Here is a 14,076-nt window from a genome sequence, read left to right on the forward strand (position 1 = left end):
GTGCGACTCTGATCGTGTTAATTAGTGTAATGCGTTTGGACTGGCTAAAGTAAATGGGGTGATGGGCGCTTTAAACAGTTCGCCTTCATCGGTGCTCATTTCATAATGTCCTTGCATGCTTCCTACGCTAGTGGTGAGCACTGAACCACTAGTATAAGTGTAGCTTGAGTTGGGCTCTATAACAGGCTGTTCACCTACGACACCTTCCCCTTGGACTTCTTGAATGTGTTGATTTCCATCGGTAATTAACCAATATCTATTTAGAAGCTGTACTGGAATGGGATTGTGATTGGTAATTGTAATTTGGTAAGAAAACACGTAACGCTTGCTATCGGGGTCAGATTGCTTATCCAGATAGGCTGTGTTGACTTCTATAGTTATTTTATCCCCAAGCGACATATTATCCATTAATTTTTTCTTTGCCTTTGTGTTGAGTAAGGTAGTTGCTTATAGTGACAAAATCAGCAACTGATAATCGTTCTGGACGTAGTGTTGGATCAATTCCAATGCTCTCGAGTGCTTCGGCACTGAGTAATGGCTTTAGATTGTTACGTAAAGTTTTGCGGCGCATATTGAATGCAGTTCTTACGACCACTTGGAATTGCTCGATATCTTCGGCGGTATAGGGTAATTCATGATATGGCGTTAAGCGTATGATCGCTGAATCTACTTTTGGGGCAGGGTTAAAAGCACCGGGTGGTACTTTAAATAGCGATTCCACATTACAGTAATATTGCGCCATAATTCCCAGTCGACCGTAGTTATTTTCACCAGGCCCAGCGGCCATTCTATCAACCACCTCTTTTTGTAGCATAAAGTGCATGTCTTCCACATTGTCTGAATGGCTAAGTAGGTGGAAGATTAATTGGGTTGATATGTTATAAGGTAGGTTTCCGACTATACGTAGGCGCTTTTCGTTTTTGCGAAGTTGTGAGAAATCAAATTTCATTGCATCCGCTTCATGAATGCGGAATTTGTCCCCATACATAAAAAATTTAGTGCGTAAGATAGGTGGAAGGTCTCTATCGAGCTCTACTGCATCTAACTCTCCTGCTTCAGATAACAGTTCTTCAGTTAAGGCGCCTAACCCGGGTCCAATTTCAACAATTTGGTCTGATTCATGAGGTGAAATTGCACGGATAATACGGCGAATAACGCCGTGATCATGCAGGAAGTTTTGCCCAAAACGTTTTCGGGCTTTATGTGCTATTGGTTTTTTGCTCATGAATTAGTTCGCGAGTTGGCTGCGATGGCGAGACATTTCGCCAGCATAATCTATTGCTGTTAATAGGCTTCCTAGATCTGCAGTTCCTGTGCCTGCTAAATCGAGTGCTGTGCCATGATCGACCGACGTACGGATAATGGGCATGCCTAAGGTAATATTTACTGCTTTGCCGAAACCTTTGTATTTTAGCACGGGAAGGCCTTGGTCGTGGTACATAGCTAATACGGCATCAGCGGTTTGTAGGTATTTCTCGGTAAATAAGGTATCGGCGGGGAGGGGGCCGATTAGATTAATCCCTTTAGCTTTTAATTTTCCCAGAGTAGGTTCAATAACTTCAATCTCTTCCATACCTAAATGGCCGCCTTCGCCTGCATGGGGATTAAGACCTGTGACCAATATTTTAGGCGACTTAATTCCAAAACTGGATTTTAGATCCTGATTGAGGACTTCAATCACTTCGGTCAGTAGGGCGGGTGTGATCGCATCGGCTATTTCTCGAAGTGGTAAATGGGTGGTGGCTAAAGCAACACGTAGCCCTTCGGTTGCTAACATCATGACCACTTTACTTGTCTTTGTTAATGCTTCGAGAAATTCTGTGTGGCCACTGAAGGGTATGCCGGCGTCATTGATTACACCTTTATGAACCGGTGCTGTAATAAGTGCAGAGAAAGTACCATCTAAGCAGCCGTTAGCTGCTAGGGATAATGTAGCTAAAACATATTCCGCATTTGCGGTATTGAGCTTTCCGGGGATGGCGTCTGCTTTCAGCGGAACGGGAATTACTTTTAATGTTCTGGCTGGTGTTGGTGATGCGGGTTGAGTGGGGTCGAATTGCTCAATGTTGAGCGGAAGTTGCAATTGCTTCGCCCGTTGACGAAGAAGCTCTGGGTCAGCAATGACAACTAACTCATCAATGTGCCCTAACTGTGCAATTTGAATGCACAAGTCAGGGCCAATTCCCGAAGGTTCACCTGGTGTAATGACAAGGCGGTTCGTCCCCAAGCTGATTACTCCTTGATGTCTACATAAGCTTGTGAACGTATCTCGCGTAACCAATTAGTTAGTTCTTCATTGAACTTACGTTTTTGGATAACGGCTCGTGCACGGTTTTCTTGCATCTCTTCGCCTAGATCTTGGGTGCGTTTATCTAGGACGGTTAGGATATGCCAGCCAAAGCGTGATTCAAAAGGTGCTGATACTTGCCCTGTAGGTGTATTGTTCATCACCTCTTCAAATTCAGGGACCATCTGTCCATCTTGAGTCCAGCCGAGAGACCCGCCTTCTGAACCGCTCGCAGGATCATCACTAAACTCTTTTGCTAATGATGCAAATGATTCGCCGTTATCGATTCGTTTTTTGATATCCATTATTTGTTGTTGCGCCTGAGCGGACGTTCTAATTTCACTTGGTTTAAGTAATATGTGGCTTACAAGGCGTTGCTCTACTAATTGTACTGAACCGCCGCGTTTATCCTTCATTAGAATGATATGGAAGCCGCTTGATGAGCGTATAGGTTTGCTGAATTCTGAGGGGGAAAGTTGGCGCGCTGCATTCCCTAAAGTTTCAGGTAATTCTGCGGCCTTTCTCCAGCCTAGGTCGCCACCATTAAGTGCGTTAGGTGCGTTGGAAAATTCCACGGCGAGCTTGGAGAAGTCCTCTCCATTTTCGAGTTTAGTGTGAATATCTTTAGCAATTCTTTCTGCTCGTTGAATCATCTCTGGTGATGCTTGAGAGGGGGTAGCAATCAAAATATGCCCTAAGGAATATTCTGCAGACAGCTGGCTTTGGCCTGTTTCGGATTTCAAAAAGTTGTCGAGCTCTTGTTCTGATACGCGAATACGTCGGTTGACCATATTTTGCTGGACACTGTTAAGTAGTAATTCGCCGCGAATTTGCTCTCTGACTTGGGCGTAGTTCCGTCCTTCGGCGATCAATGCTTCGCGGAACTGCTCTAATGATAAGCCGTTTTGTGAGGCGATGCCGTTTAAGGTGTTGTTGAGCTGGCTATCAGAGATACGAATCCCTTGCTGTAGAGCAAGCTGTTTTTGAATGCTTTCCAATATTAATCGATCTAGAACCTGCTTGCGGAAGATATTATCGGGAGGTAACTTTGTGTTGCGGGCGGATAGCTGTTCACGAGTTATGGCAACGCGTTGATCAAGTTCGCTCTGCATAACAATACCGTCATTGACCACGGCAACGACTTGGTCAAGGGGTACTGCGTCCGCCAGTGCTGAGTGGGTAGGAATTAGCAGAGTTAGTGCTGCGATTGAAAATATTTTTCTGAGCTTAGTCTTCATTTTGCTCTTCACGCTCTTCATAGCCGATTATGTCATCCATGAAGCTGCTATCGCCGCTTCCGAATGAGCCGAGTCCTTTAAGGGTAAATTTAAGGAAAATGCCTGTATCAAATTCATCTGTGTCATCAAGCCAGCGGCGCCCTGCAAAGCTAACTTTCCAACAGCAGCTTTCATACTCGACACCCAGGGCTGTTTCAAGACTGTCGCTGTCTTGGATGTCATATAACCAACGTCCCATACCTGTCCAGTTATTGGCAAGTGGCCAGATGAATGATAAATCAGTTTGTTCCCTTGTTGTATCTTTGAAGCGATAACTAAAGTTGAATCGATGATTGGAGTCGCTGTTATAACGTAATCTGGCGCTAGATTCTGAAACTTTGTAATCGCTGTTATCTAAAATGGTATCTAAGCTGACCCTAAAATTGGGAGATAAGTTCCAGGCGGCTTGTGTTGCTATATCGCTTTGACCGCTAGTTTCGTCGGGGTCGGTGTTATCGAGTTGGATTTTTCTGTCAGCAAAATAGTAGGCCTGGCCTATGCTGAAACTTGCTTGTTCAAAGCCGCTTTCTGTGTGAATCCTAGTGGTAATACCTAGTGATAGTTGCTCGGCATCTCCGATTCGGTCTGAACCACTGAAACGATTGGTGCGGAATAGTGAGCTGTAATCAAATGTTAGCTCAGAGGTGTCGAAGTTGGGTATGCTGTCTTGATCTTCTTCAGGTACATATAAAGCGAAGAACCTTGGTTCTAAGGTTTGGGTGCCGCCATTAGACATGGCGCGTTCAAAAAAGAGTCCACTATCTATGCTGAGGATCGGAACGTTAATATTCGGATCTGAGTCATATCCTGAAACTTGATTTTCCAATGAATATGAAGAGCTCCAAAGTCCTAACTGAGGTTTTAAATACCCCCAAGAGTTTTGCCATCTATAATTTAAAGTGGGGTGTATAAATCGTCGTTCACCTATTATCCGGTCACTTCCAGTGAGCCCCGTTAAATTACGATCAAACTGGGTGTATTCAGTTAAGTACTTAAATTCCCCACCCGTGCCGAAGTTTTCTATGCCAGTAAGTCTTAACTGAGGCAGGCGTTTATAAGGTGATTTACTACTCTGATCTATTGTCTGATAGTCATGAACTCTAGCTCTAAATTGCCAGTTTTCTTTAATATAGGAGATATCGGCCCGCTTATCTAAATGGTTCTGGCGAGATATTTCCAAATTGGTATCTAGGTCATCGAAGTAATCGTCATCACTTACTGCGGTGTAATCTACATTTGTGTGCCAGTTATCAGCAAAGTGGCCAGTGTGCTCTATACCTAGTAGCCAGCGGTTGTCATCGATAACATCGTCGTTATTAATGTAAGCTGTATTGATGGTGTTTTTTGACCAACTATTCATATATCGGAGCTCGTTTTCTAGCATAAGCCCGCGATCCGTTATTAGCCTAGTCGTTAATGTGTCATCTAGATTTGGTGCAATGTTGAAATAATAAGGTACAGAAACATCGAAACCACTGTCGCCGCTATAGCCTAGGCTGGGCGATAAGAAACCTGATTTGCGACGATCATCAATAGGGAAGGTAAAGTAGGGGGTGTAAAATATAGGGACACCAGCGACGCGTAGTACAGCATCCTCTGCTTCACCGTATCCCTCTTGTTTGTTAATAACTATGCTATCTGCATGGAGTTGCCACGCTTCGCTGTAAGGAGGGCAGTAGGTGTAATCGCCATTTTCCATACGCAAGCGCTCATCTTCTAAACGGATAATCCGATCTGCGCTACCTCTTAGTCCTTCCTCATGCATAACATAGTGAGTATTACTGAAGATAGCTTCAGAAGTGACTGTATCAACTTGAGCATTGTCGCTGAGTAGTAGTAAGCCAGGCTCTCTATATTGTACGTTGCCATCAAAGCGGGCTTTGTTGGTTACTTGATCGAGTTCAGCATTACTTGAATTTAAGCGTCGTTGGCCCTGTCGCATTTGAACGCCGCCTGATAGTTGGCTTAGTCCACCAATAATGGTAGAGGATTGGTCAGCTTCAAAGTATAACGGCGGATTATCGAGCCTTTCATCACCAGTGATAGGGTATTCCGGTTCTAAATAACGTCCTGCACACTGTTGCCCAACAGGGTTTCTATAGTAGGCCCAATCTAAGTGTGAGTATGGGTTTTCTGTAATGTAAGCCGGAGTTGATGGGCCTTTGTTTGTGTGTCCGCTAGGGACTGAAAGAGCGTGGATATTTACCTTGCTACAATCCCAATCGCCACTGGCGGATGTGCTACATTGCCACTCATTACCGATAACTTCAGCCGTTGTTATTGGTTGTGTGTTTACTGCAGCTGGTGCGGTTTGTACTGGTTTTGGTTGGGCGTTTTTAATTGCTGGTTGGGATGCGATCGCTTGAGTGCTTCCTTCCTCTCCATTACATACCCACTCACCTGCTTGGTTCGCTACGCAATCCCAAACACCATTTGATGTTGGCTTGACCGCAACAGCAGGTGGTTTTGTAATTGGTTCTTTTTTCTTATTCTGCGAGTTTGTTTGTTGAGGTTTCTCGGGACGGACTGTTGTAATGGGTGCAGCAATGGCTGTTGGTGCCGGCTGAATGTCAACCGAATCTGCTGCTTTGCTAGTGTCTTGAGCTGTATTTGATGTTGTTTCAGATCTACTTTGTACCGGCTCTGCTTCTTCAGCAGTGTTGACGGCTTCTTCGTCAGCGGAGCAATCCCATTCACCATCTTTAGTCATATTACAGCTCCAGGCCATCTCTTGGTCTGGAGTCGTCGCTTCCGCAGCTGCATAGCTAGAAAGTAATGCAGCACTGATAGCAATTGTTAGCGTATATGTTGAACGTTTGGCGAAGGGCATCTATTAACTAAATCCGTTTCAGCAGTTTCCGGAGAATCCGGTAATTGCCCGAACCTCTGTTAAACAAAGTATAAAGCGGAGAATGATAAATCATTCTCCGCGGCGAGTGTAGCATTCGCTTGTTTTTTATGTGGATTGTTCGGTTCTTTATACTTATATCGAGTGATGTTGTACCCATTTAAGGGGGTGGAGTGTAATAATAGGCGAAAAATAAGCTTAAGATATAGGGCGAAACAGTTTAATGGATCAGCGATATACGCAGTTGAAGCAATGGTTAGGGCGTGAGCTATTGGCGTTCAATCTGTTTGATGTTAGTGAATGGCAACTACTACCTGTCTCTGGAGATGCGAGTTTTCGACGTTATTTTCGTGCAAAATCTAATGGTGCGAGTTGGATCGCTGTGGATGCACCACCGGAAAAAGAAGATAGCCGCCCTTTTGTCTCAATTGCTGCTGAGTTGGAAAAAATAGCTGTTTCAGTACCTCACGTGCATAGATATGATTTGCAGCAAGGCTTTATGCTGTTGGAGGATTTTGGCGATGATCTTTATTTAAATAAATTAAATAAGTCTTCTGTTGAGCAGCTTTATGCTGATGCATTAGATAGTTTATTGATTATACAAAGCTGCAAGCCTGCGGTACTACCTCTTTATGACCGCACCCTTCTGGATAGAGAGGTGGAGTTGTTCCGAGAGTGGTTTTTACAGAAGCTTTTAGGGATTGAATTAGATGTCGATGAACAGCAGATGCTTAGGTTTCTATTTAACTATGTGATCGATTCTGCGCTAGAGCAGCCATTAGTGTTTGTGCATAGAGATTTCCATTCTAGGAACTTAATGTGCCGAGAGGGTAAAGCACCCGGTGTAATTGATTTTCAAGATGCGGTTGAGGGGCCGGTCACTTACGATCTTGCTTCTATATTGCGTGATTGCTATATCAGCTGGCCTGATGATCAGGTGTATCGTTGGGTAGAACAGTATCGCCTAAGCTTGATTGAGAACGGGCAGATGATGCCAGATCAGGCTCATTTTGTTCGCTGGTTTGATCTTATGGGTGCTCAGCGTCATTTAAAAGCCATTGGGATTTTTGCTCGATTAAATATCCGTGATGGTAAATCAGGTTATTTGTCTGATATTCCTCGTACTATGAACTATTTGATTGCAGTGGCAGCAAAAACAGAAGAACTGAAGCCCATTGCTGGCTGGTTAGTGCAAAAAGTGGTGCCTCGTATGCAGAAAAGTCAGTATTTTGATGCTGATGTATTGAATAATTGGGTTGTTGAATGAAAGCAATGATTTTGGCTGCTGGTATGGGGAAACGGATGAGACCGCTTACGCTGACAACCCCTAAGCCTCTTTTGGAAATAGCTGGCGTTCCTTTGATTGAATATCATGTTCGGCGTTTAGTGGCTGCAGGCTTTAGTGATATTGTCGTTAATCACGCCTGGTTAGGTGATCAGATTGAAGCTTATCTAGGTGATGGCAGACGGTTTGGTGCTAATATCGTCTTCTCTCGAGAAGCGGAGCCATTAGAAACTGCGGGTGGTATTAGAAAAGCGTTGCCGCTGCTTGAATCTAAAGATGAAACCTCATTTATCTTAGTTAATGGTGATGTTTTTACGGACTTTCCTTATTCTTCGCTCAATCAGTTGGCTGATAAATCACCTTATTTGGTGCTAGTGCCTAATCCGGCCCATAATCCAGAAGGGGATTTTTGTTTGAATGAAGGGCGGTTGTATGCGGATCGTGGGGAGAAATACACTTTTAGTGGTGTTAGTGTATTGCCACTAGAGATGTTTGCCGATTTGGTGGAGGGGGAGGTTGCTGCGTTGGGACCTATTCTGCGAGAAGCTATTGTCAAAGGCGAGGCTCGTGGGGCTGTGTATGACGGTTTTTGGGCCGATGTCGGCACTCCGGAGCGCTTGCGACAGATTGATTATTTAGTACAGGAGCAAAAAATAGATGGCTTTTGATCCACAGCAAAAAGGCGCAGAGCTGGGCTCAGTCTTTAAAAAGTATTCTACGTCAATCCTGTTGGGGGCGGCGGTTGGTTTGTTTACCGGCGGATTGTGGGGGATAGTTTTTGGCGGTTTTGTAGGCTTTTTGGTTGGTAGAGCCCTTAAAGGTGCGGCGGCTGCAGTGAACCCTCAGGAGGCTTTTTTTAAAGCAACCTTTATCGTAATGGGGAGGATAGCGAAGGCAGATGGTCGAGTGACTGAAGATGAAATTCAGTACGCACGAAATGTAATGGTTCAGATGCGTTTGGATGAGTCTCGTAAATTGCAGGCGATGTCTTTCTTTTCAGAAGGGAAAGATCCTGAGTTCGATTTAAGTAAAGTCCTTAAGCCTCTATCTATTATGCTGAGATCTAGGCCCACCGTAAAACTCATGTTCGTAGAGATTCAGCTGCAAGCTGCTATGGCTGATGGTGAAGTGAGTGAAGCTGAGCTTAAGGTAATTGATGCTGTGTGTCAGTTGTTGGATTTTGGTGTTGATTCCGTAGAAGAAGTAATATCACGGGTTAAAGCAGAACGTGATTTCTATCGTCATGGGCATGATGGTGTCGATAGTGGTGTGATGCTTGAAGATGCTTACGCTGTTTTGGGTGTTCGTAGTGATGCAAGTGATGCGGAAGTGAAGAAGGCTTATCGCCGTCATATGAGTCAGCATCACCCAGATAAGCTAGTTTCTAAGGGCTTACCTGAAGAGATGATTGAGATAGCTAAAGAAAAGTGCCAAGAGATTCAGGCAGCTTATGAACGGATTAAAAATGCACGTGATTCGTAACACCTGATCTCTTGTTATGTTGATTGAGGCTTAAAGGAATTATTGCCCAGGAGCTTGTTCGTTGCTGGGTATTTTGTTATTGAGTTTTATGGCGCGCTCAGCTTCTTCAGCTTTTATTACATAAGTGTTTATTGTGCCGCGTACATGTTTTAGCAGCCAAGAGCTATTTCGTTTCCAATTATCAGTCATGGCAGGCATTCTGCTCTGATGGAAATTATTCATTTTATTATGGCGAGCTAGCCGTAATCGGCTGTTCGTGGCGTTTTGTGTTAGGTTTATCGCGGATGATCTGGGTGAGCTGTGGTGCAGGTCAATAATTGTATCTTTGATCTCCGGAAGTATGGTAGAGAGGCTGGGTAGCGAGCTGTCTGCTGGAGACTTAGCGTCAACCATTAGAAGTCTAAGATCTTGCTCCTCTTGAAATTTATTAACGTACTGTGCGGCCCAAGTGGCTCCGGTTCCTACGCCAATAATGATGAATCGGTCTAAATTCTCGCGGCTTTCCATGTAGCTAATAGCTGTTTTACCTAGGCGGAAAATAGTCTCTTCGTAGGGCTCTTTCGGAGTATCGGTAGCTTCGTCTTTTGGGGTGTCTGTCGTCGGGGTGGAGGTTATCTCTTTGGCTGAAGGTGCATTATTGGCTGGTTCCGAGTCTTCACTTTCCCTCGAAGGGTTTGTTGGGGTGAGGTTGGATAATGTAGGTAGTGTTCTTTCTGGAATGGGTAGTCTTGCTGGTTGCGGTAGATAGATAGCTAATGTATACCATCCAAATTCAGATAATCCTTCACTTAGGTATTTTAGGTTGTCTGGCCATGCCATATGAGTGTTCTGGTCAGGAAATATAATAATACCGCCTTGAGTGATACCGCTACCTTCCGTGCGGTAAAAACCAATAAGTTTTTCGTCGGCTTTGCCTGTATCTAATTGAAGTAGTTCTGTTTCTTCAGGTGTGTTCTTTACTAATTCTTGAATTCTATTTTCATCTAAACTAGGTTCGATTCGAGATTTTTGAGCCGCTGGGGATAGCGGTGCTGTGGCCTCCGGTGGGGCAGCGGTCGAATCCTCATTGTCAGCCGCGTAACTGAGTGAGGTGAATGTAAATAGAGAGGCTAAAATAGGCAGTATAAGTTTCATATTTCTGATTATGAGTAAGATGTAGGCTGACAGCAAGATGCTTGCTCCGTTAAAATGGGTTAACTCTATACTTTTTGGATCAAAAATATGCCTGATTTTAAGATCGCCCCTTCGATATTGTCTGCTGATTTCGCGCGTTTAGGTGAAGAGGTTGAGAATGTATTAACTGCGGGGGCGGATATTGTTCATTTTGATGTTATGGATAATCACTACGTACCTAATCTTACAATTGGGCCAATGGTGTGTAGCGCATTACGTAAACACGGTATTAAAGCGCCTATAGATGTGCATTTGATGGTAAAGCCTGTTGATCGTCTTATTGGTGACTTTATTGAAGCAGGCGCGAGTTATATCACTTTTCATCCTGAAGGTTCAGAGCATGTGGATCGTTCTCTGCAGATGATTAAAGATGCGGGCTGTAAGTCGGGCCTTGTATTTAACCCTGCGACGCCGTTGAGTCATTTAGAGTATGTTCTGGATAAGGTTGATATGGTGTTGCTGATGTCGGTTAATCCAGGTTTTGGTGGACAAAAGTTTATTCCAAGAACACTGGATAAGCTTCGTCAGGCACGTGAAATTATTGATAAAAGTGGTTTAGATATTCGTTTAGAGGTTGATGGGGGCGTTGGTGTGGGTAACATCAGAGAGATTGCTGAAGCAGGCGCAGACACTTTTGTGGCAGGGTCTGCCATCTTTAATACGGATGATTATGCGGCAACGATTCAGCAAATGCGTGAACAATTAGCATTGGTAGGTCGTTGATTGTGCGTCAGCTTTTTGGTGGGCAGTATCCGGATCTTGTTATGTTTGATTTGGATGGGACGCTAGTTGATAGTGTTCCCGATCTCGCTTGTGCTATTGATAAAATGCTACTTGCTCTAGGTTTGCCTGAAGCCGGTGTGGATAAAGTGATTGGTTGGGTAGGTAAAGGTGCCGCGGCTCTAGTACGACGTGCTTTGCTGGATGCTTCTCATGCTGCGATGGTTGATGAAAGCTTATTTGAGCAGGCGTATGCTTTATTTTTGCGTTTTTACGGTGAAGCTACTGCGGACCAAAGTCAGCTCTATCCCGGTGCTCTGGAATGTTTAGAAGGCTTAGTGGAGCAAGATATTAAGCTAGGCCTTGTAACGAATAAGCCGATAGACTTTACCCACTCAATGTTAACTGGATTTGGGTTGGAGCGGTTTTTTAGTGTCGTATTAGGGGGCGATAGCTTGGCTAAGAAAAAGCCAGATCCTTTGCCGTTGTTGGATGCTATGCGTCGATGTGATGTCGCAGCTGAAAATTCATTAATGGTGGGCGATTCTATTAATGATGTTAGCGCAGCAAGAGCTGCAGGTTGTCCTGTTGTATGCGTGCCTTATGGTTATAACCATGGCGAAGCTATATCTCTCGCTAAGCCGGATTTGATTGTGGATAGGTTAGATCTGCTTTTGTGAGTGTGTTGTGGAAACGTTTCGTAAAAAGTGATTGTTCTTGATATTAAAGTCGACTTTTTTGTTGTTTTTTGATTGGGTAGCATAGGCGTACTTTCAAGCTGTAGGCGGTTTTTTGGCTTGGAGTTTTAGTTTTTTATTGTTCGAGACCTAAGTTAGAAACAAGGCTAGATTTTATCACAGCACTTATTTATGCCTCGGTTATCCGAGGCTTTTTTTTGCTACTTCCTTAATAACCTTGCTGGTGATTCTCGCGGCTGCTGGTATAGAAAAACTGATTTAGTTATATTTCCTGCTGATGGTGGTTGATTCAAATTAGTTGCTGCTATATGGTTTATCTCTCTTTAACTTAAATCTAAGCCTGACGTAATGTTACTTACTACAGCTATGCTAATGAAAATTACGGTACGTGTTTATTTCGCTGCTCTTCGAGAGTCATGGCGATGGCGTGTCTGAAGTTTTTACATAAGCAGACGTTAGTTTAGGCAGGCTTGATATCCTTTAATCTCAACTTTATATATCAAACAGAGTTGTGGATTTCATATCCCAGTTTTATTACTGTACCTACCTCTATATTGTGCTGCTCAGTACGTCTTAAAATACAGTTTATCGGCATTGTGAGAGACCTATCATGACACCAGAACAGTTCGCGGAACTGTCCGCGCAGAATTTTAATCGTATCCCTGTTACGCGTGAGGTATTGGCGGACTTAGATACCCCTCTTTCTACTTACAAAAAGTTAGCGAATGCACCTTATAGCTATTTGCTGGAGTCTGTTGAGGGCGGTGAGACGTGGGGGCGTTATTCTATTATTGGTCTGCCTAGTCGAACAGTTTTAAAGATATTCGGTGAGAATGTTTCTATTTTTGAGGAGGATGAGCTAATCGAGAGCCATCAAGTAGATGATCCGCTCGATTTTGTAGAAAGTTTTCAGGCACGTTATCGCGTTCCTGAAATAGAGGGTTTACCTCGCTTTAACGGTGGCCTAGTTGGGTACTTTGGTTATGACTGTGTTCGGTATGTGGAAAAACGTTTAAAAGATAGTTGTCCTGAGGATGTTTTAGGTACGCCTGATATTCTTTTAATGCTTTCAGATGAGTTGGTTGTATTTGATAATCTTGCTGGGAAATTAGTGCTGATTTGTCATGCTGATCCTGCAGAAGCTAATGCATATGAGAAAGCGCAGAGTCGCCTTGATGAGCTTGTACTCCAGCTAAGGTCCGCAACACCTTATGGTGATAAGTCGTCTGGGCAGCAACGAATTGTCAATGAATCCGAATTTAAATCTAGTTTCGGAGAGCAGGCATTTATCGAAGCTGTGGATAAAATTAAAGAATACGTTTTGGATGGTGACATTATGCAGTGTGTCATTTCCCAACGTATGTCCATTCCTTTTAGTAGTAAACCGTTGGATCTATATCGAGCATTGCGGTGTTTAAATCCTTCACCGTATATGTATGTTCTTAATCTGGATGATTTTCATGTTGTGGGGTCGTCACCAGAAATTCTTGCTCGAGTTGAAGATGGGCAGGTAAGTGTGCGTCCTATTGCTGGAACGCGTAAGAGAGGAGCGACTCCGGAAGAAGATCTTGCTATGGAGAAGGAGCTGCTTGCCGATCCTAAAGAGATTGCTGAACATCTAATGTTAATCGATTTAGGGCGCAATGATGTAGGTCGAGTTGCTGAGATCGGTGCGGTAGAGCTTACCGATAAGATGGTGATTGAACGTTACTCCCATGTTATGCATATAGTCTCCAATGTGAATGCAAAGTTGAAACCTGATGTGTCAGCGATGGATGTTTTGCGTGCAACGTTGCCTGCAGGTACGTTGAGTGGCGCGCCTAAAGTACGGGCTATGGAAATTATTGATGAGATGGAATCGGTTAAGCGCGGTGTTTATGGTGGTGCGGTAGGGTATCTATCTTGGAATGGCAATATGGATACGGCTATAGCGATCAGAACTGCTGTTATTAAAGATAATGTATTGCATATTCAGGCAGGTGCTGGAATTGTGGCTGATTCAGTTCCGCGACTAGAGTGGAAAGAAACAATGAATAAGGGGCGGGCTATCTTTAGTGCCGTGGCTATGGTTGAGCGGGGTTTAGATAATCTGGCCAATTCCGAAACCTAGAAGCTAGGTATTGCTTATTGAAACACTCGATGACAATGTCGAGTGTTTTTTATTTTTTGTTGAGAGGAAAATGTTTAGAAGCTGTTATCCGTGTTTGATAAGCCCTTTGTTAAATGCCTTTCTGTTCCATATTGCGCGATTCTTTGTTTTACCTTCCCTTGTTTGGCTTTTTATAGCTAAAACCTCTATATCATCT

Annotated in this window: 12 protein-coding genes; 6 read left to right on the top strand and 6 right to left on the bottom strand. The window is 43.8% G+C overall.

Annotated features, from left to right (window positions below; translation table 11 throughout):
• Positions 1-21: 21 nt before the first annotated feature.
• The 5 genes from apaG to lptD are packed head-to-tail and all read right to left on the bottom strand — an operon-like array spanning position 22 to position 6,394.
• A complete protein-coding gene (gene apaG, locus A3774_RS06875; RefSeq protein ID WP_067865239.1) occupies positions 22-408 on the bottom strand; it encodes a Co2+/Mg2+ efflux protein ApaG in 387 nt (128 codons plus the stop codon).
• Positions 401-1,225, bottom strand: coding sequence for a 16S rRNA (adenine(1518)-N(6)/adenine(1519)-N(6))-dimethyltransferase RsmA (gene rsmA / locus A3774_RS06880; protein WP_067865243.1), 825 nt, complete (start codon positions 1,223-1,225; stop codon positions 401-403). The genes apaG and rsmA overlap by 8 nt, the downstream gene beginning before the upstream one ends.
• Before the next feature lie 3 nt (positions 1,226-1,228).
• Complete coding sequence (gene pdxA, locus A3774_RS06885) at positions 1,229-2,227, bottom strand: 4-hydroxythreonine-4-phosphate dehydrogenase PdxA (RefSeq protein WP_067865246.1); 999 nt, start codon at positions 2,225-2,227, stop codon at positions 1,229-1,231.
• 5 nt (positions 2,228-2,232) lie between these two features.
• Complete coding sequence (locus A3774_RS06890; protein WP_067865249.1) at positions 2,233-3,525, bottom strand: peptidylprolyl isomerase; 1,293 nt, start codon at positions 3,523-3,525, stop codon at positions 2,233-2,235.
• Positions 3,515-6,394, bottom strand: a complete 2,880-nt coding sequence (gene lptD, locus A3774_RS06895) for an LPS-assembly protein LptD (protein ID WP_067865252.1) — start codon at positions 6,392-6,394, stop codon at positions 3,515-3,517. Before lptD ends, A3774_RS06890 begins: the two co-directional genes overlap by 11 nt.
• Positions 6,395-6,635: 241 nt before the next feature.
• Here lptD and A3774_RS06900 point away from each other — a divergent pair, with 241 nt between their 5' ends.
• From A3774_RS06900 to djlA, 3 genes are read left to right on the top strand one after another with little or no spacing between them, the layout of a single operon-like run.
• Positions 6,636-7,679, top strand: a complete 1,044-nt coding sequence (locus A3774_RS06900) for an aminoglycoside phosphotransferase family protein (RefSeq protein WP_067865255.1) — start codon at positions 6,636-6,638, stop codon at positions 7,677-7,679.
• Complete coding sequence (gene murU / locus A3774_RS06905; RefSeq protein WP_067865260.1) at positions 7,676-8,365, top strand: N-acetylmuramate alpha-1-phosphate uridylyltransferase MurU; 690 nt, start codon at positions 7,676-7,678, stop codon at positions 8,363-8,365. The genes A3774_RS06900 and murU overlap by 4 nt, the downstream gene beginning before the upstream one ends.
• Positions 8,355-9,179: a co-chaperone DjlA gene (djlA, locus tag A3774_RS06910; protein WP_067865262.1), complete on the top strand. Its 825-nt coding sequence runs from the start codon at positions 8,355-8,357 to the stop codon at positions 9,177-9,179. The genes murU and djlA overlap by 11 nt, the downstream gene beginning before the upstream one ends.
• 39 nt (positions 9,180-9,218) lie before the next feature.
• Here the strand turns inward: djlA and A3774_RS06915 are convergent, their stop codons facing one another.
• Complete coding sequence (locus A3774_RS06915) at positions 9,219-10,313, bottom strand: DUF3530 family protein (RefSeq protein ID WP_067865265.1); 1,095 nt, start codon at positions 10,311-10,313, stop codon at positions 9,219-9,221.
• A gap of 87 nt (positions 10,314-10,400) precedes the next feature.
• Between A3774_RS06915 and rpe the strand changes: the two genes are divergently transcribed.
• The 3 genes from rpe (at position 10,401) to trpE (ending at position 13,880) form a co-directional block, all read left to right on the top strand.
• Positions 10,401-11,075: a ribulose-phosphate 3-epimerase gene (gene rpe / locus A3774_RS06920; RefSeq protein WP_067865268.1), complete on the top strand. Its 675-nt coding sequence runs from the start codon at positions 10,401-10,403 to the stop codon at positions 11,073-11,075.
• A gap of 2 nt (positions 11,076-11,077) precedes the next feature.
• The gene (locus A3774_RS06925) at positions 11,078-11,752 is read left to right on the top strand and encodes a phosphoglycolate phosphatase (protein ID WP_067865271.1); all 675 of its coding nucleotides are present in this window, start codon (positions 11,078-11,080) and stop codon (positions 11,750-11,752) included.
• 628 nt (positions 11,753-12,380) lie between these two features.
• Complete coding sequence (gene trpE, locus A3774_RS06930; protein ID WP_067865273.1) at positions 12,381-13,880, top strand: anthranilate synthase component I; 1,500 nt, start codon at positions 12,381-12,383, stop codon at positions 13,878-13,880.
• Positions 13,881-14,076 lie beyond the last annotated feature (196 nt).

This window comes from Neptuniibacter marinus (assembly GCF_001597725.1).
GTDB lineage: Bacteria > Pseudomonadota > Gammaproteobacteria > Pseudomonadales > Balneatricaceae > Neptuniibacter > Neptuniibacter marinus.